At 61.1% G+C, this 24,944-nt stretch carries 23 protein-coding genes; 10 read left to right on the forward strand and 13 right to left on the reverse strand.

The genetic code is table 11. The features are described 5' to 3' along the window. Positions 1 to 23 precede the first annotated feature (23 nt). The 3 genes from HGP17_RS18905 to HGP17_RS18915 all read right to left on the reverse strand — a co-directional run bounded on the left by HGP17_RS18905 (position 24) and on the right by HGP17_RS18915 (position 2,562). Positions 24 to 1,313, reverse strand: coding sequence for a thermonuclease family protein (locus HGP17_RS18905; protein ID WP_168811764.1), 1,290 nt, complete (start codon positions 1,311 to 1,313; stop codon positions 24 to 26). 15 nt (positions 1,314 to 1,328) lie between these two features. Beyond that, positions 1,329 to 1,994, reverse strand: coding sequence for a helix-turn-helix transcriptional regulator (locus HGP17_RS18910; protein ID WP_168811766.1), 666 nt, complete (start codon positions 1,992 to 1,994; stop codon positions 1,329 to 1,331). 139 nt (positions 1,995 to 2,133) lie between these two features. Beyond that, entirely contained in the window at positions 2,134 to 2,562 is a 429-nt protein-coding gene (locus HGP17_RS18915; protein WP_168811768.1) for a hypothetical protein, read from the reverse strand. Between the two features lie 105 nt (positions 2,563 to 2,667). Between HGP17_RS18915 and HGP17_RS18920 the strand changes: the two genes are divergently transcribed. Both HGP17_RS18920 and HGP17_RS18925 read left to right on the forward strand, forming a co-directional pair. Next, a complete protein-coding gene (locus HGP17_RS18920; protein ID WP_168811770.1) occupies positions 2,668 to 3,024 on the forward strand; it encodes a DUF952 domain-containing protein in 357 nt (118 codons plus the stop codon). After that, entirely contained in the window at positions 3,021 to 4,109 is a 1,089-nt protein-coding gene (locus tag HGP17_RS18925) for a quinone-dependent dihydroorotate dehydrogenase (RefSeq protein ID WP_168811772.1), read from the forward strand. Before HGP17_RS18920 ends, HGP17_RS18925 begins: the two co-directional genes overlap by 4 nt. On the opposite strand, the gene HGP17_RS18930 is transcribed toward HGP17_RS18925, so the two are convergent. The 3 genes from HGP17_RS18930 to HGP17_RS18940 are packed head-to-tail and all read right to left on the reverse strand — an operon-like array spanning position 4,085 to position 6,222. After that, a complete protein-coding gene (locus HGP17_RS18930) occupies positions 4,085 to 5,434 on the reverse strand; it encodes an MATE family efflux transporter (RefSeq protein WP_168811774.1) in 1,350 nt (449 codons plus the stop codon). The genes HGP17_RS18925 and HGP17_RS18930 overlap by 25 nt on opposite strands. A 16-nt stretch (positions 5,435 to 5,450) precedes the next feature. Then, entirely contained in the window at positions 5,451 to 5,954 is a 504-nt protein-coding gene (locus HGP17_RS18935) for a CAP domain-containing protein (protein ID WP_168811776.1), read from the reverse strand. 1 nt (position 5,955) lies between these two features. Then, positions 5,956 to 6,222, reverse strand: coding sequence for a DUF6460 domain-containing protein (locus HGP17_RS18940; protein WP_168811778.1), 267 nt, complete (start codon positions 6,220 to 6,222; stop codon positions 5,956 to 5,958). Between the two features lie 166 nt (positions 6,223 to 6,388). Here HGP17_RS18940 and HGP17_RS18945 point away from each other — a divergent pair, with 166 nt between their 5' ends. After that, positions 6,389 to 7,333, forward strand: coding sequence for a methyltransferase domain-containing protein (locus tag HGP17_RS18945; RefSeq protein ID WP_168811780.1), 945 nt, complete (start codon positions 6,389 to 6,391; stop codon positions 7,331 to 7,333). A 107-nt stretch (positions 7,334 to 7,440) separates the two neighbouring features. Continuing rightward, complete coding sequence (locus tag HGP17_RS18950) at positions 7,441 to 8,076, forward strand: YitT family protein (protein ID WP_168811782.1); 636 nt, start codon at positions 7,441 to 7,443, stop codon at positions 8,074 to 8,076. Positions 8,077 to 8,100: 24 nt separating this feature from the next. On the opposite strand, the gene HGP17_RS18955 is transcribed toward HGP17_RS18950, so the two are convergent. Beyond that, entirely contained in the window at positions 8,101 to 8,292 is a 192-nt protein-coding gene (locus tag HGP17_RS18955; RefSeq protein ID WP_168811784.1) for a DUF2735 domain-containing protein, read from the reverse strand. A gap of 441 nt (positions 8,293 to 8,733) precedes the next feature. On the opposite strand from HGP17_RS18955, the gene HGP17_RS18960 reads away from it, so the two are divergent. Next, a complete protein-coding gene (locus HGP17_RS18960; protein ID WP_168811786.1) occupies positions 8,734 to 9,774 on the forward strand; it encodes a glutamine synthetase beta-grasp domain-containing protein in 1,041 nt (346 codons plus the stop codon). Between the two features lie 87 nt (positions 9,775 to 9,861). Here the strand turns inward: HGP17_RS18960 and HGP17_RS18965 are convergent, their stop codons facing one another. Both HGP17_RS18965 and HGP17_RS18970 read right to left on the reverse strand, forming a co-directional pair. Next, positions 9,862 to 10,323 carry a carboxymuconolactone decarboxylase family protein gene (locus HGP17_RS18965; RefSeq protein ID WP_168811788.1) on the reverse strand — a complete coding sequence of 154 codons (462 nt, stop codon included), beginning with the start codon at positions 10,321 to 10,323 and terminating at the stop codon, positions 9,862 to 9,864. 31 nt (positions 10,324 to 10,354) lie between these two features. After that, positions 10,355 to 10,858, reverse strand: coding sequence for an Rrf2 family transcriptional regulator (locus HGP17_RS18970; protein ID WP_168811790.1), 504 nt, complete (start codon positions 10,856 to 10,858; stop codon positions 10,355 to 10,357). A 379-nt stretch (positions 10,859 to 11,237) separates the two neighbouring features. On the opposite strand from HGP17_RS18970, the gene HGP17_RS18975 reads away from it, so the two are divergent. Next, entirely contained in the window at positions 11,238 to 13,748 is a 2,511-nt protein-coding gene (locus HGP17_RS18975; protein ID WP_168811792.1) for a ligase-associated DNA damage response DEXH box helicase, read from the forward strand. A 75-nt stretch (positions 13,749 to 13,823) separates the two neighbouring features. After that, positions 13,824 to 14,561, forward strand: coding sequence for a ligase-associated DNA damage response endonuclease PdeM (gene pdeM, locus HGP17_RS18980; protein WP_168811794.1), 738 nt, complete (start codon positions 13,824 to 13,826; stop codon positions 14,559 to 14,561). Here pdeM and HGP17_RS18985 read toward each other — a convergent pair. Then, positions 14,558 to 15,118 (reverse strand): dihydrofolate reductase family protein, encoded by a 561-nt coding sequence (locus tag HGP17_RS18985; RefSeq protein ID WP_168811796.1) that lies wholly within the window; start codon positions 15,116 to 15,118, stop codon positions 14,558 to 14,560. The genes pdeM and HGP17_RS18985 overlap by 4 nt on opposite strands. Before the next feature lie 110 nt (positions 15,119 to 15,228). Here HGP17_RS18985 and HGP17_RS18990 point away from each other — a divergent pair, with 110 nt between their 5' ends. Further along, entirely contained in the window at positions 15,229 to 15,732 is a 504-nt protein-coding gene (locus tag HGP17_RS18990; protein WP_168811798.1) for a helix-turn-helix domain-containing protein, read from the forward strand. On the opposite strand, the gene HGP17_RS18995 is transcribed toward HGP17_RS18990, so the two are convergent. From HGP17_RS18995 to HGP17_RS19005, 3 genes are all read right to left on the reverse strand, one after another. Then, positions 15,733 to 16,542 carry a TIGR02186 family protein gene (locus HGP17_RS18995; protein ID WP_168811802.1) on the reverse strand — a complete coding sequence of 270 codons (810 nt, stop codon included), beginning with the start codon at positions 16,540 to 16,542 and terminating at the stop codon, positions 15,733 to 15,735. Beyond that, on the reverse strand, positions 16,539 to 17,462 hold the full coding sequence (locus HGP17_RS19000; RefSeq protein WP_168811805.1) for a sulfite exporter TauE/SafE family protein: 924 nt from the start codon (positions 17,460 to 17,462) through the stop codon (positions 16,539 to 16,541). The genes HGP17_RS18995 and HGP17_RS19000 overlap by 4 nt, the downstream gene beginning before the upstream one ends. 282 nt (positions 17,463 to 17,744) lie before the next feature. Then, a complete protein-coding gene (locus tag HGP17_RS19005; protein ID WP_168811807.1) occupies positions 17,745 to 21,431 on the reverse strand; it encodes an SEL1-like repeat protein in 3,687 nt (1,228 codons plus the stop codon). A gap of 463 nt (positions 21,432 to 21,894) precedes the next feature. Between HGP17_RS19005 and HGP17_RS19010 the strand changes: the two genes are divergently transcribed. Both HGP17_RS19010 and HGP17_RS19015 read left to right on the forward strand, forming a co-directional pair. Then, on the forward strand, positions 21,895 to 23,691 hold the full coding sequence (locus HGP17_RS19010; protein WP_168811810.1) for an acyl-CoA dehydrogenase C-terminal domain-containing protein: 1,797 nt from the start codon (positions 21,895 to 21,897) through the stop codon (positions 23,689 to 23,691). A 35-nt stretch (positions 23,692 to 23,726) separates the two neighbouring features. Further along, positions 23,727 to 24,935, forward strand: coding sequence for an acetyl-CoA C-acetyltransferase (locus tag HGP17_RS19015; protein ID WP_168811812.1), 1,209 nt, complete (start codon positions 23,727 to 23,729; stop codon positions 24,933 to 24,935). The last annotated feature ends 9 nt before the right edge of the window (positions 24,936 to 24,944 follow it).

The raw sequence follows: 24,944 nt of genomic DNA on the forward strand, positions 1-24,944 counted from the left end.
AAGCTGGTGGCGGAAGCAAGGCGTCAGATCGGATTGAGCGGATCTTCCTTGGGCAGGGCGGGTCCGAGCGTCGATTTGCCATTCTTACGCGGGTCTTCGCCATACATGCCGCGCTTCTTTTCTTTGGCTTCCTCGACAAGCGGCGCCAGCGGCGAGCCCGGCTCCGGATCGGCCCAGCCGAAGCGTACAAGCCACGCGCTCAGATCGACGCGCACATAACGGCAGGCGCCTGTCACCGTGCCCTTCCATTCCGTGCTCGGTAGGTCGCAGTCGATGGTGCGTCCTCGCAGATACATGCGGAAGGCCGTGCGGGCAGCTTGGCCGCATGGCCAGACCTTGCCGCTGTCACTGGTGCACATCCGCTCGACATCGGTCGGAATGACGCCAACGAGCTGGACGCTTTTGCCCGCAACCGTCACTATCCCTGCCTGATCGGAGAAGGGGCGGATAAGCTCGATGGACGGCACCTGTTCCTGTGGCTTTTGTGCCGGACCGAGCGAGGCCTGTTCAGACTGAGGTTGAGCCGGTGAAATCGTCCGATGCTCGGCTGCTGCGCGCTCCCTGTCGATCTGGTCCGCTGGCCTGCGGTTGTCCGGCAGCGGCTCTGCTTTCGCCTCTTCAGTCGGGGCTGGTTGCGGCGATGCCGAAGCCGAGTTCGATGTATCGGTCATGCTGCCAGCCGGCTTCGGTGTGTCGACGGCTGCGACCTGTGTGTTCTTTACAGCGTCAGGCGTCGTAGGGGCCGATTGCCCATCGCTGGGCTTGGTTGCTGCTGAGTCCGAAGGAACCACATCGGTTTCAGGCTTCTTGTCCTGTTGCAAGACGGGCTGAGCTGCCACAGCCTTCTCTTCCGTTTTGGCCACGTCGTCCGCCGGCTTCTTCTGAGCATCAGCGGCTGCCGGTGTTGCCGTCGCTGGAGCAGCCGCGGCAGTTTCCGAGGGTTGCGTGCCACTCTCGGATGCGTTTGTCGAAGCGGGTGCTGTTGCTGATGGCGTCGCCTTGTCCGGCGCTGTATCCGCAGGCGGCGTCACGGGCGGCGCTTTTGCCTGTTCCTGGGGCTGGGCATTTCCGCCTGCGTTTTCTGGCCTGGACGTATCGACAGGCTTTGATGCCTCGGTGCTCTCCGGCGGCGTGGGATCAGCCTTGGCGGTCTCGGCAGGTGCCGGCGCTGCAGTTGGGCGATTGTCCGCTACGGGATTGCTGCTGCGATGCGGCAGCGAAAAGCCGTGCTCTCCAAGCTGGAGCACGACCAAGGTCAACCATGAACCGACTACCGCGCCTACCACACCGGCAAGCCAAATATCACGACGCATAACGAGAAAACTTTCCTATTGGCTGGCCCAGATAATCCGGGCAATCCAGTCCACATCCGTCAGGTCGAAGCTGCGGTTGGGATGTTCGGGGTTGAGCGACAACAATTCTATCGACTTGGCGCTCTGCCGCAGCAGGACCTTTGCCATGACTTCGCCCTCTCGGGTCTTCACAACAACACGGTCATTTTTCCTGATCTGAGCTCCCGGCTCGACGATCAGAATATCCCCATCGCGGTAGAGCGGCAACATGCTTTCGCCCTGCACTTCAAGCGCATAGACGCCGACGCCATGTCCGGACGCCGCAGGGAACTCCACCATGTCCCAGCCCTGGCCGGCGGGAAAGCCGCCGTCATCGAAGAAACCGCCGGCGCCGGCCTGGGCAAATCCGATCAGCGGGATGGAGCTGCCGGCCGGCGAAGCCGTCTGTTTCATGGTCTCCGCAGCGATCGCCCCGGATCGGGTGAGGTTGAGAAATTGCTCCAGACTGGCGCCGGTCGCCTCCAACACCTTTGCGATGGATTCCGTCGAGGGCCAGCGCAGACGGCCGTCCTGGCTCAGGCGTTTGGATTTGTTGAAGGAGGTGGCGTCGAGCCCGGCGCGGCGAGCAAGACCGGAGGGCGTCAGGGCATGCCGCTCGGCAAGCTGGTCGATCGCACCCCATATCTGTTCATGTGACAGCATTGCCGCTCAGTATCCGCGCGCCGGCTCGTCCGGCGCTTTACTCTTTAAAAAACGTTAACCGAGGCATTTTTGCGAGTAAAGGCCGGCATAGGAATACGGTCCTTTATCCCCGTGCTTTCGTTGGCGCTTTTAGCCCGCCTCAGGTCTTCTGCGGTTGCGGCTTGGTGTCGGGTTCCTCGTTCTGGAATTCCTTCGCCATTCCCATGAAACCGCGCATGAATTTCTGCATGATGCCGAGCGTACGATCGATTTCGGCATCGTCAGGCAGATGTGAGTCACTGGTTGTGGTGACGGTCTTTTCCAGTTTCGCCACGCGGTCGGACAGCCGATCCAGCTCGTCGTCATAGGCGGTGCGCTCGTCGGCGGCCATGCGGCAGACGAGATTGCCGGCTTGATCCTGGCAGATGGACATGGCGCCTGTCTGCTTGTCTAGGCGGATGAAGTGATCTCCGCTGCGCTCGAGCTGAAAGCGTTCCGCATTCGGCTCGGTCGCCATAGCCGGCATGGCAAGAAGAAAGGCTGCAGGCAAAAGCGTGGCTGCAAGGCCGATTTTCAGTTGCTTCGTCATGTCATCCTCCGGATTTTCTGCGTTAAACCCCAAATCCATCACGGAAACCGTGGACATCGGCTGATGTTTTCGTGCAAAGCCCTATCAGGATAGCTTTACATAGGGATGATGATCGCCATGCCAGTGGTTTACAAGATCGTGCCGGATGCGCTCTGGCAACAAGCCAGACAAACCGGCGTTTTTCATGGCGCGGCGATCGATCTGACCGACGGCTATATTCATTTATCCACCGCAAAGCAGGCCAGAAAAACCGCCGAGCTCTATTTCGCCGGGCAGACCGGCCTGTTACTCGTAGCGGTCGACGGCGATGCGCTGGGCGACAAGCTGATCTTCGAGCCCTCGCGCGGCGGTGATCTCTTCCCCCATCTCCATGCACCGCTGCCGCTTTCGGCAGTCATCTGGGAAAAGCCGCTGCCGATCGGCGACGATGGTGCCCACGTGTTTCCGGAGATGGCGGAATGATCGGCGCCTTTCGCGACCTCGGCCGGCGTGGCCTGTTCCTGTTCGATCCGGAAACTGCGCATGGCATGTCGATAGCGGCGCTGAAATCGGGGCTGCTGCCGTCCTGCAGCGTCAAAGTCGATCCACGCCTGCGCCAGACGGTGGCGGGGCTCGACTTTACCAACCCCATCGGAATGGCCGCCGGCTTCGATAAGAATGCCGAGGTGCCGGAGGCGCTGCTGAAGCTTGGCTTCGGCTTTACCGAAATCGGCACGGTAACGCCGAAGGCGCAGTCGGGAAATCCGCGTCCGCGCATCTTCCGGCTGGTGGAGGACGAAGGCGTCATCAACCGCCTTGGCTTCAACAATGAGGGCCACGAGGCCGCATTCCAGCGGCTGAAGGCGATCCGCAATAGCGGCATGATCGGCGTCAACATCGGCGCCAACAAGGATAGTGCCGACCGTATCGCCGATTACGTGGCCGGCATCCGTCGTTTCTATTCCGTGGCGCGTTATTTCACGGCCAACATCTCCTCGCCGAATACGCCTGGCCTGCGTGATCTGCAGGCGCGCGAAAGCCTGTCCGCCCTGCTTTCGGCCGTACTCGCCGCCCGCGACGATGAGGCAACGAAGGCCGGCAAGCGTGTTCCCGTTTTCCTCAAGATCGCGCCGGATCTGACCGAGGAGGGCATGGACGATATCGCGGCGGAGGTGCTGTCACATTCGCTCGACGGGCTGATCGTTTCCAACACCACGCTATCGCGCGATGGCTTGAAAGATCAGCGTCAGGCCAAGGAGGCAGGCGGCCTTTCGGGAAAACCAGTCTTTGAGAGATCGACCGCCGTGTTGGCGAAGATGCGTCGTCGCGTTGGTGACGCACTGCCGATCATAGGCGTTGGCGGCGTGTCGTCCGCCGAGACTGCTCTGGAAAAGATCAAGGCGGGCGCCGATCTCGTGCAGCTCTATTCCTGCATGGTCTATGAAGGGCCGGGTTTGCCGGGCCAGATCATTTCCGGCCTGTCGAAGCTGCTCGACCGCGAACGCGCTGGCTCCATTCGAGAGCTGCGCGATGCGAAGTTGGATTACTGGGCAAACCGGAACGTCTGATCCGCCCGTTTCTTCAGACCCATGGCCAGGAAGATGCCGCGAAACAGCAGGAAAGCGTTCATGGCCATCCATAGGCCATGATTGCCAAGCGTCGGCACGAAGATGGCGAGCGCGATAAGGTAGCCGCCGAAGGACAGCAGCATCTTGTTGCGCATCTCGCGCGACCATGTTGCGCCGATAAAGACACCGTCCATCAGAAAGGCGAGCGCACCGGTCAGGCCCGTGACAGCGGCCCAGGGCAGGTATGTCGCGGCTGCCGTGCGAACCTCTTCCGAGGTTGTCAGCAGGCGGATCAGCGCCGGACCGACGGTGAAGAAGAAGACGGCGGCAGCAAGTGCCAGCCCGAAAGACCAGAATGCCGTCAGCTTCAGGCCACGATCGAACGCCGGCCGATAATTGGCGCCGATCGAGCGGCCGGTGATCTGCTCGGCGGCGTTGGCGAGCCCATCGAGATAATAGCCTGACAGCAGGAAGAAGTTCATCAGCACGGCGTTCGCAGCCAGCATGACCGCGCCGAAGCTGTTGCCGATACGGGTCATCAGCGTGAATGCCCCGATCAGAACGAAGGTACGGATGAGGATATCCCGGTTTAGCGCGAAAAGCTGCGTGAGCTTGGCGCGCGAGAACAACTCGGACCGCGGCGGCCGTTCGTCGCCGGCAAAACTGCGCAGGACGATGAAAAGCCCGAGCAGCATGCCTGTCGCCTCGCCGATCAGGGTGCCCCAGGCAACGCCGGCGACACCCCAGCCAAGACAGAGGCCGAGCAGGATGGCGAGCACGATGTTGACGCCGTTGATTACCGTCTGCAGCAGCAGCCCGATGCGGCCTTGGCCACGACCGAGGACGAAGCCGAGCAGTGCGTAATTGGCAAGCGCTGCCGGCCCCGAGAGCATGCGAATGGAGAAGTAGGTGCGCGTCGCGTCGGCGATGCCGCCTTGCGGACCCATGAGCTTGAGGCCCAGCCACAGGAGCAAAGGCGAGAGAAGCACGATCAGGATGCCGCAACCGAGCGCCGATATCAGGGCTCGCCAGAAGACCGCCTGCTGTTCGCGGCGATCATGGCGGCCATAGGCCTGCGCGGTCAGCCCCGTCGTTGACGCGCGCAGGAAGTTGAAGCTTGAGAAAAGCAGATCGAACAGCACGGCGCCGATCGCCAGCCCGGCGAGTGCATCGGGCAGACCCATATGGCCGACGACGGCAGTGTCGACGAGGCCAAGCAGAGGCGTCGTCATGAAGCCCAGCGTCATCGGAAGCGCGATCGACAGCACGAGCCGATGCGTCACGTCGAAGGGCAGGACCCTCCCGCCTCCTTGCTGGACATTCATGGTATGCTATGCCTCCTCAGTTCGAGGAAAGCACCATGGACCAATAAGGCCTGCCGCCGGAAGAGGGGGTGGACGCAAGAGCGACGCCAAGCCCGTCATATTTGCCGAGCATGTTGTGCAAATGCTTCGGAGAATTGATCCAGGCTGTGACCGCGGCATTCACGTCGCGCTGACCTTCGGCGATATTTTCCGCTGCCGGCAGCTTGACGCCGCTCGCCTTTACGCGCTTGCCGAAATCGTCGCCGATACCGATCAGATGTTCCATCTTGCCGGCGTCGGCCATGCGCCGCGCCTGATAGATGGCGGCGGTGCTGGCGGCGCTGTCGATCGCCAGCGGTGGCAGGCCGTGCTTGGCGCGAAGTGCATTGACGAGCGGCAGAGCGGATGCGGTCTGGTCGCTGGCCGGTGTATTGGAAACATGCGTTGGTGGCGTCGCACAGCTGGCAACGGTCGCGGTGAGCGCGAGGGCGGCGAGGCGCAACGCATCGCGGCGCGATAAGGTCAGTGTCTGTGATGTCATGTCAGCGGCGATAATTGAACAGGCGGAGGATGATGAAGATGGGAATGACGATCGTTGCGCCCAGCAGCACGTAATCGCCGAATTCGCCGAGCGCGGCAAAGCCGCTGTGCCAGAGGTCGACAATGAACCGGCGCACGCCGTTGAGGAAATCGAGCGGCCGCCAGCCGAAGAACTTCATCACGAAGCCGACGACGAGCGACACCACGAGGAGCTTCACCAGCGTTCGGCCCGGCGAGTCGCCGAGGAATCTGTTCACCTGATCGGGCATACGGACGTCTCCATGGTGGCAGTCGGTGGTTGTTGAGATAGGGCCGGGGCCGGCGACTCGCAAGCATTTTTGCCTGGCGCACCTCTCAAACTAGCGTCTGCCTGAAATAGGACTTGAGTTTTTTTATGGCCGCGTTCAAACGCGGGCGTCAAACAGGATGAAACCGATGCTGCCGAGCCAGCTTTCCTCCGGCGATGTCATTGCCGACCGCCGCGCCGACTATGCGAAGATGCTTGCCGAAAGCGGCGAACCCGCAAGTGCTGCCGAACTGATGGAGCAGGCGCTGGAGCTGGTTCCGCTCTGGGCTGCGGGCTGGTTCACGCTTTCCACTTATCTTGAGAAGGCCGGCGATGTGCAGGGTGCCGTTGCCGCGTTGAAGGAGGTGCTGAGGCTCGATGCTGGCGATGTGTTCGGCGCTGAGCTGAAGCTTGCCGTTCTCGGTGGCGCAGAGGTGCCCGAGCGGCCGCCGAGCCCCTATGTCGAGCGCCTGTTCGACGACTATGCCGACCGCTTCGAAACCTCGCTTGTCGAGAAGCTCGGCTACACCGTTCCCGGCAAGCTGGCGGCGTTGATCGCCGAGACGGACGGTATCCCGAACCATTTCCGACTTGCCGTCGATCTGGGCTGCGGCACGGGCCTGCTTGGGCCTGAAATCCGCGACAGGGTTGACCGGCTCGAGGGCTACGACCTGTCGAAGGGCATGCTTGCCAAGGCCAGTGAGAAGCAGGTCTACGATCATCTTGCCCAGGCCGACCTTTCGCTGGGGCCGGAGCTGTCAGGCGTCTTCGATGGAGGGCTTGCGGCCGGCCGCGCCGACCTGATCACGGCGGCCGATGTGCTGATGTATCTCGGCAATCTGCAGGGCGTGATGGCGATCGTGGCGAAGCTATCGGCAGAGGGCGCCGTCTTTGCGTTTTCGGTCGAGGATGCGCAAGAGAACGATGGTTATCTGCTGCGCGACTCCCTGCGGTTTGCTCATTCGGAAGCCTATGTCAGGGGAGTTTTGTCAGATCACGGCTTTGCCGTGCTGGATCTCGCCCGTAGCGTCATTCGCATGGATGGCGGAAAACCAGTCCACGGCATTCTGTTCGTTACGCGGAAATCGGCTTGAATATGTCGAATCTTGCGAATTTCAAATAGGTCAGCATTGCTTACGTAATTCCGCTTGATTGTCGCCTGCTCTTTTAGCAAAAAGCCAGGAAACACAGGGGAAAGCACATGGCGAACGCGAAGAGCGCTTTTGGCGTCTGGAATACATCTGCGACCCGTCATTCACTGGTTGAAGATGTCCAGGGTATCCTGACAGGCAGTCTGATTTCGTCGCTCGGGCTGTTCTGCCTTTCCAGCGCCGGCCTTCTGACTGGCAGCACGGCCGGCATCGCTTTCCTTCTACATTATGCGATCGGCGTGAATTTCGGCCTGGCCTTCTTTGTGGTCAACCTGCCGTTCTTCTATCTGTCGCTGAAGCAGCTCGGCCCGGTCTTCACCATTAAGACCTTCATCGCCATCACGCTGACCTCGCTGCTGACCAACCTGCAGCCGCTTCTCTTCGATGTTGCGCATATCAATGCGCTATGGTCGGCCGTTCTCGGCGGCATCCTGCTCGGCTTCGGGCTGCTCGCGCTCTATCGCCATCGCGCGAGCCTCGGCGGTGTCGGAATTCTCGGAATTTATGTGCAAGAAAAATTCGGTGTCAGGGCGGGACTGGTGCAGCTTGGTATCGACCTCTGCGTGCTCGCCGTCGCTTTTGCGGTGACCACGCCTCCCGTGGTCATCTGCTCGGTCATTGGCGCAATCGCGCTCAACCTCTTCGTCGCGATCAATCATCGATCGGATCGCTATATCGCCCTCTGATCGGGCTTGCTTGACGTCAGGTCCTTACTGCTTGCGGCTGGGATCGGTCTGAGTGATCGCCTCTTCGTGATACCAGCTGTCAAACGCAGCGGTCGCGATGCTGGGACCGATGTCCGGAGTAAGGTTTACCTGCGGGCGCTGACTAACCGCCGTAGCCCGGGCCTTCACGGGGAACTGAAAGATCTTTGCCGTTTCGCTTTGAGCACCGATTGCCATTCTCTGTCTCTCCCTTTTGGTATTTAAGCGGGCGCGCTTAAAGAGACACTTCATATATAGCAAAGTCCAAAGCGGATTTCAGCATTTTGCTCAAAAAAAATGCGGAAAGTTGAAATTATAGGCAGTTTTATCCTTATAATATTATTAATCAATAATATTGATTGCCCCTTTTGCGCGCTGACGCCAATCGAAGAGGCTGCGACAAGTTGGTCCGCGCTATTTTTCGGGAAGCCGGCGATATGAACGGAATCCAGCGTTTAGCACTCATGAGGCGCGGAATTTTCAGGCTGAAACACGGAATTTTCGAGCCCGTTCCGCTCCGTTCGAAAAACTGGCACGGCGTATGCATCTCCCTTGGCAGACGTTCGTAGAGAGGAATTTTCCGGCGGGCGCCGGGCCAAGTTTTTCCTACTTGCCTGATTAACTGTTATGAGGTGCGTAATGACGAAGTTTAAGCTCGAGTACATCTGGCTCGATGGATATACCCCGGTACCGAACCTGCGCGGCAAAACGCAGATCAAGGAATTCGACGCATTTCCGACGCTCGAGCAGCTTCCGCTGTGGGGCTTCGATGGTTCGTCCACGCAGCAGGCCGAAGGCCGCAGCTCCGATTGCGTGCTGAAGCCCGTCGCGATCTATCCCGACCCGGCTCGCACGAACGGCGCGCTCGTCATGTGCGAAGTCATGATGCCGGACGGTGTTACGCCGCATGCATCCAACAGCCGCGCGACCATCCTCGACGATGAAGACGCATGGTTCGGCTTCGAGCAGGAATACTTCTTCTACAAGGACGGCCGTCCGCTCGGCTTCCCGGAATCCGGCTACCCGGCTCCGCAGGGTCCGTACTACACCGGCGTCGGCTACAGCAATGTTGGCGATATCGCTCGCGAAATCGTCGAAGAGCATCTCGATCTGTGCCTGGAAGCCGGCATCAACCACGAAGGCATCAATGCCGAAGTGGCCAAGGGTCAGTGGGAATTCCAGATTTTCGGCAAGGGCTCCAAGAAGGCCGCCGACCAGATCTGGATGGCTCGCTACCTGCTGCAGCGCCTGACGGAAAAGTACGGCATCGACATCGAGTATCATTGCAAGCCGCTCGGCGACACCGACTGGAACGGCTCTGGCATGCACTGCAACTTCTCGACCAAGTTCATGCGCGAAATCGGCGGCAAGGCCTATTTCGAAGCGCTCATGGCTCAGTTCGACAAGAACCTCGAAGCACACATCGCTGTCTACGGCCCGGACAATCATCTGCGCCTGACCGGCAAGCATGAAACGGCTCCGTGGAACAAGTTCAGCTACGGCGTTGCCGACCGCGGCGCTTCGATCCGCGTCCCACACTCGTTCGTCAAGAACAACTACAAGGGCTACCTCGAAGATCGTCGTCCGAACTCGCAGGGTTGCCCCTATCAGATCGCGTCCCAGGTTCTGAAGACCATCTCGGAAGTTCCGACCGCTGGTTTCGCTTCCGAAGCAGCCTAAGGTTCTCCAGCTTCGCTTCGACGAGGCTGGTATAGAAAAAAGAGCGCGGGATTTTGTCCCGCGCTCTTTTACTTTTGGGGAGTGGACTCAGGCAGCCTTGCTGGCCGCATCGATGGGATGCTGCGAGCGGAAGCCGACGGCAAGCCGGTTCCAAAGGTTGATTGCGCCGATCACCACAGTGATCTTGACGATCTCTTCCTCGCTGAAGTGCTGTTTCAACGGCTCGAAATCGGCGTCCGGAATGCCGGTCTGGGCAATCTTGGTAACGGAGTCGACCCAGGCCAGCAGGGCACGTTCACGGTCGTCATAGACGGGCGATTCCCACCAGACGCACATGAGGTTGATCCACTGTTCGCTAAGGCCGTCATGCCGGGATTCCTTCGAATGCATGTCGACGCAATAGGCGCAGCCGTTGATCTGCGACGCACGAAGCTTGATGAGGTGGATCAAGCGGCGCTCCAGGCCGCAGGTCTGCACAAAATTCTCCAGCGCGGAGACGGCCTTATAGGAATCCGGCGAGGCTTTTACGAAGTTGAAGCGGGGATGCATGATCTTCTCCTTGGGTTCGATGTCTTGATGTTCAGCTTTTTGTCTTGCGCTCATGAAGCGCGAGGAAGGCGCAGCCTCTGGCGGCAATCCCGCCATCCGTATCCGTCTGCCTGAGATCCGTCAGCACATCGGCGATGCTCGTTTTGGCCAGTTCGGCCCGGTAGACGCGCTCGGCCGCAAGCATGGCGGCATTGATGCCGCAGGGCTTGGCAAAGTAGCGCCCTTCCAAGGGATTCGGCCCGCGCTGGCGAATTTCGCTGCAACGGAAGGCAGGGGCGGGGCCTTCCGCTGCCAGCACGATGTCAAGCAGGCTGATCGCCTCCGGCTTGCGCGCCAGCCGATATCCGCCCTTTGGCCCGGGAACCGTGTCGAGAATGCCGGCGCCAGAAAGCGCCTGCAGGTGCTTGAGAAGATAACTGACCGAAACGCCATGAAATTCGGCGAGTGCTGCTGCCGAAAGTACGCCACCATCGGACAGGCCCGCCAGCATGCCAACGCAATGAATGGATTGTTCGACGCCGTCTCCGAGCTTCATCTTGGTGCCTCTCTAATCGTAGATATTTTTTATCCATGATTTAGATTGGAGTCAAGAGCCTTGGAAATGTGCTGCGTGTAAGCTTTGTTTGGAATATGCCGAGCCATCGACACCCCCCTCTGTCACTATCGTGACATCTCCCCCACATGGGGGGAGATCGGTAATTCGTCGCACCTGCCTGCCTCAAGTAATCCTTGCGTCTGCGGAAACAAAAGCCCGATGTTGACTGAGGTGTGGCGGCATACTCCAAACGATCTCCCCCTTGTGGGGGAGATGTCACGAAGTGACAGAGGGGGTACACACTCTCGCAGAGCGCCAAAGCCAACGGACACGATACGCCCCCGCTTCTCATCCGCCGTATATTCATTACATTTACCCCGTGGATCAGATCGATGCAGACCGCCTCCTTGCCCTGCCTGCCCCCTTTACCCGCTGGTTTACGGAAAAGGGCTGGCAGCCGCGTGCGCATCAGCTGGAGCTGCTGGCGCGGGCCGAAGCGGGCGAAAGCACGCTGCTGATTGCGCCGACAGGCGCCGGCAAGACGCTCGCCGGCTTCCTGCCGTCGCTGACGGACCTCACGCGGCGCGGCAAGATCCCGCCGGGCTCAGCCTTCACCGGCATTCATACGCTCTATATTTCGCCGCTGAAGGCGCTCGCGGTCGATATTGAGCGCAACCTGATGAAGCCCGTCTCGGAAATGGGCCTGCCCGTATCGGTCGAAAACCGCACCGGTGATACGCCGAGCGGCAAGCGCCAAAGGCAGAAGCTCAACCCGCCCGATATCCTGCTGACGACGCCGGAGCAGGTGGCGCTGCTGCTTGCCAATCGCGAGGCCGAGCGCTTCTTCAAGGATCTGAAATACATCGTCTTCGATGAGCTGCATTCGCTCGTCACGTCCAAGCGCGGCCATATGCTGTCGCTCGGTCTTGCCCGCATCCGCAAGCTGGCGCCGCATGTGCAGACCATCGGTCTTTCGGCGACCGTTGCCGACCCGATGGACCTGCAGAAATGGCTGGTGGCGCAAGAGCCGGGAAAGGAGCGCCACGCGGGCCTGGTTATCGTCGAAGGCGGCGCCAAGCCGGATATTTCCATTCTGTCGACGGAAGAGCGCATCCCCTGGTCCGGTCACTCCGCAAAATATGCCATCCCCGATATCTATCGCGAGCTGAAAGCGCATCGCACGACGCTCCTTTTTGTCAACACGCGCTCCCAGGCCGAAATGCTGTTTCAGGAGCTGTGGACGGCGAATGACGACAATCTGCCGATCGCCCTGCATCACGGCTCGCTCGATGTCGGCCAGCGCCGCAAGGTCGAAGCGGCCATGGCCGAAAACCGGCTGCGTGCCGTCGTCGCCACCTCGACGCTGGATCTCGGCATAGACTGGGGTGACGTCGATCTCGTCATCCATGTCGGCGCGCCGAAGGGTGCCAGCCGCCTTGCCCAACGCATCGGCCGCGCCAATCACCGCATGGACGAGCCGTCGAAGGCGATCCTGGTGCCGGCCAATCGCTTCGAGGTCATGGAGTGCCAGGCGGCGCTGGATGCCAATTATATCGGCGCGCAGGATACCCCACCGATCGGGGCCGGAGCGCTCGATGTTCTCGCCCAGCATGTGCTCGGCATGGCCTGCGCCGAACCGTTCGACATGCTGGAGCTATATGACGAGGTTCAGAGTGCGGCCCCCTATGCCGAGCTTTCCTGGGAGACCTTCGAGCGCATCGTCGATTTCGTCGCCACCGGCGGCTATGCGCTGAGAACCTATGAGCGCTATGCCCGTATCCGCAAGACGGCGGATGGGCGCTGGCGCGTCTCCAATCCGCAGGTCGCGCAGCAATATCGCCTGAACCTCGGCACGATCGTCGAAGAGGCGATGCTGAACATCCGGCTGGTAAAGCGCAACACGCTCGGCTCGCTGGGACGAGGCGGGGCGCCGCTCGGCAAGGTCGAGGAATATTTCGTCGAGCAGCTGGCACCCGGCGACACCTTCCTCTTTTCCGGCAAGGTGCTGCGCTTCGAGGGCATCCGCGAGAGCGAGTGCCTGGCGTCGCAGGCCTTCTCGCTGGATCCGAAAATCCCGTCCTATGCCGGCGGCAAGTTTCCGCTTTCGACCTATCTCGCCGATCAGGTGCGGGCGATGATTGCCGATCCCGATCGGCGGCATCGCCTGCCGGATCAGGTGCGGGATTGGCTGGAAATTCAAAAAGAGAAGTCGCTGCTGCCGAAGCGCGACGAGTTCCTGATCGAGACCTTTCCACGCGGCAGTCGCGCCTATCTCGTCGCCTATCCCTTCGAGGGAAGGCTGGCGCACCAGACACTTGGCATGCTGCTCACCCGAAGGCTGGAGCGCGCCGGCGCCAAGCCGATGGGCTTCGTGGCCACCGATTATTCCCTCGGCATCTGGGGGCTGGAGGACATGGGGCTGATGATCGCCAACGGCCATCTCAGCCTGTCGGATCTCTTCGACGAGGATATGCTCGGCGACGATCTCGAAGCCTGGCTCGACGAATCCTTTCTTTTGAAGCGCACCTTCCGCAATTGCGCCGTCATTGCAGGCTTGATCGAGCGCCGGCATCCGGGCAAGGAAAAGACCGGCCGACAGGTGACGGTCTCGGCCGATCTGATCTATGACGTGCTGCGCAGTCACGAGCCCGACCACATCCTGCTACAGGCAACGAGGCAGGATGCGGCGACCGGACTTTTGGATATTGGCCGTCTTGCGGATATGCTGAAGCGAATCAAGGGCCATATCACCCATCGCGCGCTGGATCATATTTCCCCGCTCGCAGTGCCGGTGATGCTGGAGATCGGCAAGGTGCCGGTGCCCGGCGAGGCGCATGATTCCCTGCTGGCTGAAGCGGCGGACGATCTGATCCGCGAGGCGATGGAATAGGTGTGATCCCGAAAGCGCGAGGCGGTTTCGGATGGAATCATGCAAAACGGAACACGAAAGTAGACGGCTGAAGTGATGAACCGCTTGGCGCTGGCGCGCGACATGTACGGACAGGAAAACGGTTCGACCGGTGCCAAGGCGGTCGAGACCGCCGTTCATGGCGTTGCTGCCGTCTGCGATCCGCTTGGCGGGCTCTATCTGCCGGATGCCGGTATTCTCGTCGTTTCCGACCTGCATCTTGAAAAGGGCGCGGCCTTCGCCCGTCGCGGCATGATGCTGCCGCCCTACGACACGCTGGCGACGCTGACGGTTCTCTCCGCCGTCATCGGTCGTTATGATCCGAAGATCGTCGTTTCGCTGGGCGACAATTTCCACGATCGTGTCGGCTCTCAGCATCTGCCGGATGAGTTTCGCAGCCGCATCGTCGGCATGGCGCGCGGCCGCGAATGGGTCTGGATCAACGGCAATCACGATCCGGACGGCACGGTCGATCTGCCCGGCCATTCGGTCGACGAAATGCATTATGGCGGCTTGACCTTTCGTCATGAGCCGAAGGCCGGGTTGCAGGCAGGCGAAATCGCCGGCCATTTGCACCCGTCCGCCACCGTTCGGCGCCGGGAGAAATCAGTGCGCCGCCCGTGTTTTGCAACGGATGGCGCCCGTCTGTTGATGCCGGCCTTCGGTGTGATGACCGGTGGCCTCGATCTTCGCCACAAGGCGATGACCGGCCTCTTCGCGCGGGAAAGCCTGATTGCGCACCTGCTCGGCCGCGATCGCATCTATTCCGTGCGGTTCGGCAATCTCTCCGCCTAAACCGCGTTCACCGGTTCATAGCGCAGGATCACCGCTCCGGTCTTCAAGGGACTGGAACCGATAAGTTTCATCGGTCGCTGCTCGCTGGCGGGTTTGAAATGGGGATTCCCGGCACCGAGCACGACGGGAACGAGGCAGATACGGATCTCGTCCACCAGCCCCGCCTTCAGCAATACATCCGCCACCTCGGCGCTGCCGAAAACGAAGATGGTCTTGCCGGGCTCCTGCCTTAGCTTTTTTACCTCGGCGGCAATGTCGCGGACGACGCGGCTGTTGTTCCACTCGGCCTTTTCGAGCGTGCGCGAGGCGGCAATCTTGGCGATGCCATTCATGTAAGTGGCGATTTCAGGCGTGTCCGTCGCGCTCGGCCAATAGGAGGCCATGCCTTCATAGGTCTTGCGGCCAAAGATCAGTAGATCGCCCTCGTTACCCAGCTCCGTCGCATAGCGCTCCAACTCGTCGCCCCAGGCGAGCATGTGAAAATCGATATCCCAAGGCTTGGTTCCTTCGAAATAGCCGTCGAGTGTCATCAAATTCCAGATAACGAGCTTCCTCATCATGTCCTCCATCGTGATAACCAAACTATAATTAAAACCAGTTGCTAAATGCAAGCAGTTGAAAGCTAGCGATACTGATGGCAAAATGCAAGCAGTTTTTGGAGACCCCTATGGACGCACTGCATCGCTCCGGCTGCCCGATCAATCTGACGCTGGAAATCCTCGGCGATCGCTGGAGCCTGATCATCATCAGGGACATCATGTTCGGCAATCGCCGCCATTTCCGCGAACTGCTGCAAAATTCGGAGGAGGGCATTGCCTCCAATATTCTCGCTGACCGGCTGAAACGGTTGGTCGAGCGCGGCTTGCTGACGCGGGAGGACGATCCCTCCCACAAGCAGAAAGCCATTTACAGCCTGACGGAAATGGCGATCGATCTCGTGCCGCTCTTTGCCCATATGGGCGCATGGGGTCGCAAGCATCTTCCCGTTTCGGAAGAGCTGTCCATTCGCGCCGAGCTTCTGGAAAATGGTGGCCCGAAGCTCTGGGGGGATTTCATGGACGAGCTGCGCGCACAGCATCTCGGCAAGGTTCTGCCACCCGGCACCCCTTCTGTGCTCGACCGTTTGACCGAAGCCTATCTCGAGGTCGTCAATCGCAGGAAAAGCGGCTGATCAGTTTTTACGGAACAGGAAGCTGGCGCCCCATCCCGTCACCAGGGCGAGGAGCACTGAAAACACGCCATAGGCAATGGGTTGTTGATGCGCCGCGTCGGTGATCGTCTGCTCGATGCCAGTCTTGATGACCCGCAGTGGCAGGGCTTTTTCGCTGAGGAACTTGCCGCTCTTGAAGAGATAGGCGCGCACGGTATGCACTCCGTTCGGCACATCGGCGGGAATTTTCAGCGTTGCCCGAAAGAGCGATGAGCTGACGAAACGCACGCCTGCCGGATCACTTTCATAGAGGCCCCCGGATGACTGCAGTCGCCGGAACGCCTGACGAAACTCCGGAACGTCGCCGACATTGCCGACGAAGCCGACCGGGGTGAGGGGGATGTGGTCGACCCCGATGCCGCGATCGCTGAGCTCCAGTGGCGCGGTGATGTTGTCGACGGCGCGTGTGCTCGAAAGCGAATAGGCCTGCGGCACATGCTCGAACGTCATCGACCGCGTATTGACCCAGATACCGAACACGCGCTCCTTCTTGCGCACGACCGCATTCTCTCGTGGTCCTTCCAGCACGACGACGATGTCGTACTGACCGATCGCCAGCAGAAGCTGGTCGGTGTTCGAGAGGGCGCCGAAAATCGTCAGGTCGGTGCCGGCGAAATCCGAGGTGATGGCGATTTCGCTGGTGGAGGTTCCGATCTCCATCGTTTCCCGCGAGGTCGTCGAGGCTGTCGGTTGATCGAGCAGCACCTGCGCCCGAGCGCCGAGCGGCGCAAGCAGTAGTATCGTGGCGACAAGCAGCCCGAGACCTCTCATCGGCTGACTCCTTCGAGCACCACCGAATAGATGTCGGCAGGCGTCACCACCAGCGCGATTGCGAGGCGAAGTCCGACGGCAAGAACGAGGAGGCCAAGCAGGGCGCGCAATTGCTCGCCGCGCAGTCTCTGGCCGACGCGCACTCCATATTGAGCGCCGATCACGCCCGCCACCATTAGCAGGAAGGCCAGGATAATATCGACGGAATAATTGGTCGCGGCCTGGACGATCGTGGTGAAGGCGGTGACGAAGATGACCTGAAAGAGCGAGGTGCCGACAACCACATTGGTCGGCACGCGCAGCAGATAGATCATGGCGGGTACGAGGATGAAGCCGCCGCCGATACCCATCGGCGTCAGCATGCCCACGAAGAAGCCGAGGCCGATGACCGGAATGGCGCTGAGATACAGCTTGGATTTCTTGAACCGCAGTTTCAGGGGCAGCCGCTGCACCCAGTTATGGTGGCGCGGCTTGACGCTCAGCGGCGGCAGTTTGCCGGCGGCGCGGCGCATGGCCCGCACGCTTTCCCACAGCATCAGCGTTCCCACGGTGCCGAGCAACAGGACGTAGATCAGCGAGATGATGAGATCGATCTGACCGAGGCGGCGGAGCAGCACGAAAAGCCAGAGACCGAACGTCGCACCGGCGAGACCGCCCGCAAGCAGGATCATTCCCAGCTTCAGATCGAGCGAGCCTCGGCGAAAATGGGTGAGCGCTCCCGACACGGAGGACGCAACCACCTGGTTGGAACCGGTGGCGACCGCGACGACCGGGGGAATGTTGTAGAAAATCAGCAGAGGGGTGATGAGGAAACCGCCGCCAACGCCGAACATGCCGGAGAGAAACCCTACGGCTGCGCCCATGCCGAGAATAATAAGAATATTCACCGACAATTCTGCGATCGGCAGATAGATCGTCACGCGCTGTTCCCATTTGCAGGCATTTCGGCACGATGACCGCAGCCTGGACCATTTTCCCCTTTAAACGGCAAATTCTAATCTGAAATCATTGCCAGAGCCTTAGGAAAAGCTGGGCTGCGTCAGCCTTCGAATTGCCGGCTTCACTCTAGCGCGGCATTTTCCGCATTTCTGTGACGTTGAGCGCGGCGCCAGAGGACAACGGCTTTGGGTTTCACGCCTCTCTCAAACGAAAAATGCCGGCGTGGTCCGCCGGCATATCCGTATCGCGGCATGCGCCAAGGATTACTTGTTGCGAGCCAGCAGTTCTTTGACGACCTGATCCGTCACCCGTCCGTCGGCAGGCAGGCCGACCGATTTCTGGAAGCTCTTCAGTGCTGCCACGGTCTTCTCGCCCATGCTTCCGTCGGCGGTTCCTGCATCGAAGCCATTCTTGTTGAGGATGGCCTGGATGTTGCGAATGGCCTTCTTCATGTCGATGGACGCGGTGTTTACGCCCTTGCCGGTGGTCCACTCGTCGGGAATATCGGTGCCGTTGGCCTTGGGATCGGCTGACTGCACCTTCCAGAGGTCGACCCTGGCGCGGGCGCTGTCGAGATCGGCCGGCTTCATGGCGTTGGCGACCTCGTCACGCTTCTGCGCGGCGTCCTTGTCGCCGCTCTTTGCGGCGATGGCGAACCACTTGTAGGATTCCTGCAGGTCCTGCTTCACGCCGTTGCCGCGCGCATAGAGGATGGCGAGGTTGAACTGGCTGTCGGACACGCCGAGATTGGCGGCGCGAGTAAACCAGTTTGCCGCCGAGTTGTAATCCTGCTGACCGGCCGCGCCGGAGGCATAGAGAACGGCCAGATTGTGCATGGAGCTGGCATTGCCCTGATTGGCGGCCTGCTCGTAATAGGTCTTTGCCTTGACGAGATCACGGTCGATGCCGTTGCCCTTCTCGTACATGCTCGCGAGACGATACTGGGCTGGTGCATAACCTTTGTCGGCCGAAAGCTGATACCAGCTGGCGGCCTGCTTCATATCGGCCGTAACGCCACGGCCATCGGTAAAGCGGGCGCCGACCTCGAAGAGAGCGACCGGATCGCTCGATTTCGCGGCAGCGACGAGGGAAGGCGGCTGGATGCCATCCGGAACCTGGACTTCGGGCGTCGCAGCAGCTGGCGCCTGCGTGGCGGCTGCCGACTTGTCTGTCGGAACGAAGGCGGCAGTCTGCTGTGCGGGAGCCGCGCTTCCGGCCGGCGTCAGTGTTTCGCCGGCGGTCTGGTTGCCGTCGAGCGGAGCGGCGGCCGTCAGATGATCGCTGGTCGGCGCGATTGCCGCGGCGGCGGGCTGGGTCGCAATCGTAGCGGCGGCAGAGGTAGCGGCAGCCGGTGCAGATGCTTCCGGTGCTGCCGCCTGATTTGCTGCGGGCTGCGCATCGCCGGCTACAGGGCTTGCGTTGGCTGCGAGGTTTTGGGTCGGGGCGCTGCTCGGCGCGACCGTCGTCGAGATTTCGGCCGGTGCCGGTGCTCTTTGACCGCGTGTCAGCGTATTGACGAGCGGGAAGGCCATGATGGCAAGCAAGGCTGCACCGATCGCAAGCAGGATCGGGCGACGGAAGCGCGAGAACGCTCCACCTTTCTTTGCTTCTTTTTTGGAAGCCGGCGTCGAGCGCTGTGCCTGATCGACTTCGATTGCTGCGGCCTGTGCGGCGCGGCGGGCTGCGGCGATATAGTCGGCGCGCTCGTTTTCGGTCGGCTGGCGACCGCCGCGTGCCGAGTTCTGGCTGGCACGCACGCGCTCCAGGATCTTCTTGATATCCGGTGCGCCGGAGCCGGGTTCCAGCAGCTCGTTGGAATCGTCAGCCGGCATCATGTCGGCCGGGTCGATTGACGGCGCCTGTTCGATGACGGGACGGTCCGGCGGGAAGATCGGCTCGGCCTTCTCCGGCGTGAAGAAGCGCTTGCCGATGCTGGCCAGAAGACCGGCCTTCGAGCCGCCCTTCTTGGCGGCAGCCTTGATCTCGGCCTTGGTGTTGGCATCGATCGCCTGCGCAACGGCTGCTTCGGGAGCGCCCGCAGCTTCGCTGGCGGCGACCGTGCGAATGATTGGGCCGGCTTTTTGCGCTGCGGCCATGGGCGGCTTGATCGGCGGTGCGTCGGCCTCGGCGAAGACGTCGCTTTCGAAGGCTGCCGCCGGCATGGCAGCCGCCGGCTTGCGGCTTTCCATGTGATCGAGGCGATCGGCGATCTGGAGCAGCGTGTCGTGCAGCGCTTCGAAGGTGCGGTGCGTGCGTTCGTCGCTGGCGCGGCTGAGATCTTCGAGATGGCGAAGATCTTCGGCGAGCGCCGTCAGCGCGGCCATGTCGGACGGTTGAGCGCCGGCACCGATTCCGCCGTCGCGCGAATAAGCCTCGACGACGGTTTCCGCCGCATGGCGGGCTGCTTCGATGATGTATTCGTCGTTGGTCGACATGTAGTCTTCGATCGCGCTCATCCGGCGGTCGAAATCTGCGGGCATGTCGGCGACGGCGCGGGGCTCGTTCGTCAGCAGGGTGGAAAGATGGGCGATCTGCTCTTCGAGATTTCGCAGAGCCTGCGTATCCGTCGGCGGGGCCGCCGTGCTGGCTTCCAGACGTGCCGCGATATCGGAGAGGCGGCCTTCGAGCCGGCGAACCATGCTGTCGTCGATGACGGCGGCCGGTGCGGGCGGATGGAAATCCATCTCGTCGATACGGCGGGCGAGATAATCCAGACGGTCCGCCAGCACGTTGCCGACCGACCCATGTTCCAGTGCATCGATCTTGTGCGAGATATCGGCGAGGTAGCCGACGAGCTCCGGCTGCGGCGCGAGTTTCTGCGAACGCTCCATCAGATGCGAAAGCTGGTCCAGACGCTCCTCGAGACGCGCGACGGATTTGGCGCTGCCCAGCTCGTCGATGCGCATGGCAAGTGCTTCAAGACGACCCGAGAGATCGTCTGTCGGCTGGCGGCGTGCCGCATCCCTGTGCATGAGGTCGATCTGATCCGCAAGGCCGCTGAGCTGACCCTCGAGCCGCTGCATGGCCTGATCCTGCGGCTGCATCATGGAGCCGAGGCTTTCCATGGCAGTCGCGATCGTCAGCAGCTTGTTTTCCAGTGCGTGCACGGCGGGGCTGTCGTTCATGCCGCCGAGATGCTGCTTGATGTCGTCAAGGCGGTAGGCCAGCGAAACCAGCTCGTCCTGCAGGCCGGTCGTGTCGATCGCCTTCACCTGGCGCTCGACGTGGTGGAGGGATTCCTCCCGGGCAAGGCCGTCCATCAGCGAGCGCAGTTCGTCGAACTCGGCGCGCAGACCTGCGGTTTCCGGCTGCCCGGCGAGCTGATTGATGCTGTCGGCCAGGCGCGCCATGTCCTGTCGAACGTCGGCGGCGAAATGCTTGTCGTCGGCATTTTCACGGATGTCGCGAATTTCGGCGCGCAGGGCGCTCACTTCGCGCGTCACGCTCTCGGCGATATCGCGCTTGAGATCCTGGCGCAGATTGACGAGCGCCTGGGCGATGTCGACCGTGCTTTCGGTGTTCGTACGCTGCGGCTGGCGCGGGCTGTGCGTATCGAGCGGGCGGCGGGCGGGCTGCGGCTCGGCAGAAAGGGTTTCTTCGCGTCGGGAATGCAGCCGCTCGCGGTTGGCTTCCAGCATGCGTTGGCGCTGGCGGATTTCTGCAAGCGGGTCGGGGCGCGGATCGCCCTCCGGACGCTCGGCGCGCAGTGGCCGTTCATAGGGCCGGCTGGCGGCTAGCTCCCGTTCCGGACGCGGCGGCATGCGCTCCGGCGGAGCGGTTCGCTCGGGAACAGCGCCATAACCCGCAGGAGCGCGTGGACGAGTATCTCTCGAGGTCGCAGAGCCCATAAGGCCCTCGATACGTGCCTCCAGCCCTTCGATGGTGCGGCTCAAGGCATCCAGCGACGCCCAGTCGCCCGTGCCTGTAGGATTTGATCGCGATCCGCTCATATCTTTTGCTCGCCTCGAACTATGGACCACCCTGATCCAACGTGCTGACGGGAAGAACACGATGCAGCATGGTTGGCAGCTCGCATCCCACCGTTCGGAAAGGGATAAATGTATTGGCTTTCCTCAAACCGAGCCGCAAAACAGCGCGTCATCACGGAATACGTAGAGTAACGCGAAGCAGTGCTGCTCAACTCGTACAATTCACGAAACGTGGTAAACAACTCGTTAAGTTCGGTTGAAATCTTTAACCTTTTATTGCGTAGCCGCGTCCGCAACGCCTGCTATTCTTATGGAAAGCGCCAGTTGACTGGCGATGCCGCCCATTTCGATTCCGTCAAAATCACCTTCACCAAAAATTCAGCGCAGCGCGTGAATTTGACGTTTACGCAAACGTCAATATTTTGTAAGAGTGAACCAACGGCCGGAATCTGAGGTCCGGCGCCGAATTGGAGGAATTCGAAAGATGCCAGTCTACAAGGCCCCGGTGAACGACACGCTCTTTGTCCTGAACGATGTGCTCGGACTGGAGCGCTACAACAATCTTCCAGGTTATGCCGATGCCACGCCAGACATGATCGAGGCGATCGTCGGGGAAGCGGCCAAAATCTCGGAAGAGGTGCTTTTCCCGCTCAACTATTCCGGCGATCAGGAAGGCTGCGTGCGCCATGACGACGGCACGGTCTCGACGCCGAAGGGCTTCAAGGAGGCCTATGACGCTTATCGCGAAGGCGGCTGGCTCGGTCTCGCCGTGCCGGAGGAATTTGGCGGGCAGGGGCTTCCCTATGTGCTGCATTGCGCCGTCGGCGAGTATACCTCCGCCGCCAACATGTCGCTGATGATGTATCCGGGCCTGACGCAGGGCGCGATTGCCGCGATCCTCGTGCACGGCTCCGACGCGCAGAAGCAGACCTATCTGCCGAAAATGGTCGAGGGTAGCTGGTCCGGCACCATGAACCTCACCGAGCCGCATTGCGGCACCGATCTCGGTTTGCTCCGCACCAAGGCGGTGCCTCAGGCTGATGGCAGCTACAAGATTTCGGGCCAAAAAATCTTCATCTCTGCCGGTGAGCACGACATGACGGATAATATCGTCCATCTCGTTCTTGCCCGCATCGAAGGTGCGCCCGAGGGCACCAAGGGCATTTCGCTGTTCATCGTGCCGAAGTTCATCGTCAAGGAAGATGGTTCCCTCGGCGACCGCAACCCGGTCACCTGCGGCGCGATCGAGCACAAGATGGGCATTCACGGCAACGCCACCTGTGTGATGAACTATGACGAAGCCACGGGCTTTCTGATTGGTGCTGAAAATCGCGGTCTCAACGCCATGTTCATCATGATGAACGAGGCGCGCCTCGGCGTCGGCCTGCAGGGCCTGTCGATTGCCGAGATCGCCTATCAGAATGCTGCCAACTATGCCCGCGAGCGCATCCAGGGCCGTTCGCTGTCAGGCCCGAAGGCGCCGGACAAAAAAGCCGATCCGATTATCGTCCACCCCGATATCCGACGGTCGCTGATGACGATCCGCGCCTTCAACGAAGCCGGCCGCGCCTTCCTGCTGTGGACCGCGTTGAAATCCGATATTGCCCATCGCTCCCCGGATGAGAAGGAGCGCCAGTCCGCTGATGATCTCCTCGGTCTGGCGACGCCGATCCTCAAGGGCGTCATGACCGACAAGGGCTTTGAGCACGCCGTCATGGCGCAGCAGATCTTCGGCGGCCACGGCTATATCGAAGAGCATGGCATGAGCCAGTATGTCCGTGATGCCCGCATCGCCATGATCTATGAAGGCGCCAACGGCATCCAGGCGCTCGATCTCGTCGGCCGCAAGCTGGCGTTGAACGGCGGCCGCGCCGTCATGGCCATGTTCAAGGAAATCGGTGACTTCTGCGAAGAGAACCGCAATGACGAACAGATGGCTTTCTATACCAAGCATCTGAAGAAGGGCTTGAACGACGTGCAGGCCGCGACCATGTGGTTCATGCAGAACGCCATGGCCAAGCCTGACAATGCCGGTGCCGGCTCGACCGACTATATGCACCTCTTCGGCCTCGTCGTCCTCGGCTATATGTGGGCGAAGATGGCGAAGGCGGCGCAGGATGGCCTTGCGGCTGGCGACAGCGCGCGCGAGGATTATCTGAAGAACAAGCTTGTCACGGCGCGGTTCTACATGGAGCGCATCATGCCGGAAACGGCACTGCGCAAGGCCCGCATCGAAACCGGCGCCGACACGATGATGGAACTGGCGGCGGAAGCCTTTTGATCAAGGCGGCGTTCGCCGCCGCAGGGAGATGAGACATGACCGAGGTTTTCATTTACGACCACGTGCGCACGCCGCGCGGGCGCGGCAAGAAGGATGGGTCGCTGCACGAAGTGCCGTCCGTTCGTCTCGCCGCCAGGACGCTTGAGGCACTCCGCGACCGCAACGGTCTCGACACCGAAACGGTTGACGACATCATCATGGGCTGCGTCGATCCGGTCATGGAAGCCGGCGCCGTCATCCCGAGGGGGGCTGCCTTCGAAGCCGGCTACTCCACCAAGGCCCCCGGCATGCAGATTTCCCGCTTCTGCGCCTCCGGCCTCGATGCCGTGAATTTTGGTGCGGCGAAGATCGCGCAAGGGGCCGACGATATCGTCATCACCGGCGGTGTCGAAAGCATGTCGCGTGTCGGCCTGGGCATGTCCGGCGGCGCCTGGTTCATGGATCCCTCAGTCAACTTCCCGGCTTATTTCATGCCGCAGGGCGTCTCAGCCGATCTTATCGCCACCAAATATGGCTTCTCCCGCGATGACGTCGACGCCTATGCCGTCGAGAGCCAGAAGCGCGCCGCCAATGCCTGGGAAAAGGGCTACTTCAAGAATTCCGTCGTGCCGGTAAAAGACATCAACGGCCTGACCATTCTCGACCGCGACGAGCATATGCGTCCCGGCACCGATATGCAGGCGCTGGCTTCGCTCAACCCATCCTTCCAGATGCCGGGCGAAATGGGCGGCTTCGAAGCCGTGGGCATCCAGGCGCACCCGGAAGTCGAGCGGATCAACTACGTTCATCACGCCGGCAATTCCTCCGGCATCGTTGATGGTGCCGCTGCCGTGCTGCTCGGTTCCAAGGCAGGCGGCGACAGCATGGGCCTGAAGCCGCGTGGCCGTATCAAGGCCTTCGCCAACATCGGCTCCGACCCGGCGCTGATGCTGACCGGCCCGGTCGACGTGACAGAGAAGCTTCTGAAGCGCAGCGGCATGACGCTCGCCGACATCGATCTCTTCGAGCTCAACGAAGCCTTCGCCGCCGTGGTGCTGCGTTACATGCAGGCCTTCGAGATCCCGCATGACAAGATCAACGTCAATGGCGGCGCGATTGCCATGGGCCATCCGCTCGGGGCAACCGGCGCGATGATCCTTGGCACCGTGCTGGACGAGCTGGAGCGCCGCGATCTCAACACCGCGCTGGTCACGCTCTGCATCGGTGCCGGCATGGGCACCGCGACGATCATCGAACGCGTCTGAGGAGGGGAA

It is taken from the genome of Rhizobium sp. P38BS-XIX, assembly GCF_012641435.1.
Classification (GTDB): domain Bacteria; phylum Pseudomonadota; class Alphaproteobacteria; order Rhizobiales; family Rhizobiaceae; genus Rhizobium.

Bases quoted from the DNA above. Each gene is read 5' to 3' on its own strand.
- HGP17_RS18905 (WP_168811764.1), bottom strand. From the start codon at position 1,313: ATGCGTCGTGATATTTGGCTTGCCGGTGTGGTAGGCGCGGTAGTCGGT.
- HGP17_RS18910 (WP_168811766.1), bottom strand. From the start codon at position 1,994: ATGCTGTCACATGAACAGATATGGGGTGCGATCGACCAGCTTGCCGAG.
- HGP17_RS18915 (WP_168811768.1), bottom strand. From the start codon at position 2,562: ATGACGAAGCAACTGAAAATCGGCCTTGCAGCCACGCTTTTGCCTGCA.
- HGP17_RS18920 (WP_168811770.1), top strand. From the start codon at position 2,668: ATGATGATCGCCATGCCAGTGGTTTACAAGATCGTGCCGGATGCGCTC.
- HGP17_RS18925 (WP_168811772.1), top strand. From the start codon at position 3,021: ATGATCGGCGCCTTTCGCGACCTCGGCCGGCGTGGCCTGTTCCTGTTC.
- HGP17_RS18930 (WP_168811774.1), bottom strand. From the start codon at position 5,434: ATGAATGTCCAGCAAGGAGGCGGGAGGGTCCTGCCCTTCGACGTGACG.
- HGP17_RS18935 (WP_168811776.1), bottom strand. From the start codon at position 5,954: ATGACATCACAGACACTGACCTTATCGCGCCGCGATGCGTTGCGCCTC.
- HGP17_RS18940 (WP_168811778.1), bottom strand. From the start codon at position 6,222: ATGCCCGATCAGGTGAACAGATTCCTCGGCGACTCGCCGGGCCGAACG.
- HGP17_RS18945 (WP_168811780.1), top strand. From the start codon at position 6,389: ATGCTGCCGAGCCAGCTTTCCTCCGGCGATGTCATTGCCGACCGCCGC.
- HGP17_RS18950 (WP_168811782.1), top strand. From the start codon at position 7,441: ATGGCGAACGCGAAGAGCGCTTTTGGCGTCTGGAATACATCTGCGACC.
- HGP17_RS18955 (WP_168811784.1), bottom strand. From the start codon at position 8,292: ATGGCAATCGGTGCTCAAAGCGAAACGGCAAAGATCTTTCAGTTCCCC.
- HGP17_RS18960 (WP_168811786.1), top strand. From the start codon at position 8,734: ATGACGAAGTTTAAGCTCGAGTACATCTGGCTCGATGGATATACCCCG.
- HGP17_RS18965 (WP_168811788.1), bottom strand. From the start codon at position 10,323: ATGCATCCCCGCTTCAACTTCGTAAAAGCCTCGCCGGATTCCTATAAG.
- HGP17_RS18970 (WP_168811790.1), bottom strand. From the start codon at position 10,858: ATGAAGCTCGGAGACGGCGTCGAACAATCCATTCATTGCGTTGGCATG.
- pdeM (WP_168811794.1), top strand. From the start codon at position 13,824: ATGAACCGCTTGGCGCTGGCGCGCGACATGTACGGACAGGAAAACGGT.
- HGP17_RS18985 (WP_168811796.1), bottom strand. From the start codon at position 15,118: ATGAGGAAGCTCGTTATCTGGAATTTGATGACACTCGACGGCTATTTC.
- HGP17_RS18990 (WP_168811798.1), top strand. From the start codon at position 15,229: ATGGACGCACTGCATCGCTCCGGCTGCCCGATCAATCTGACGCTGGAA.
- HGP17_RS18995 (WP_168811802.1), bottom strand. From the start codon at position 16,542: ATGAGAGGTCTCGGGCTGCTTGTCGCCACGATACTACTGCTTGCGCCG.
- HGP17_RS19005 (WP_168811807.1), bottom strand. From the start codon at position 21,431: ATGAGCGGATCGCGATCAAATCCTACAGGCACGGGCGACTGGGCGTCG.
- HGP17_RS19010 (WP_168811810.1), top strand. From the start codon at position 21,895: ATGCCAGTCTACAAGGCCCCGGTGAACGACACGCTCTTTGTCCTGAAC.
- HGP17_RS19015 (WP_168811812.1), top strand. From the start codon at position 23,727: ATGACCGAGGTTTTCATTTACGACCACGTGCGCACGCCGCGCGGGCGC.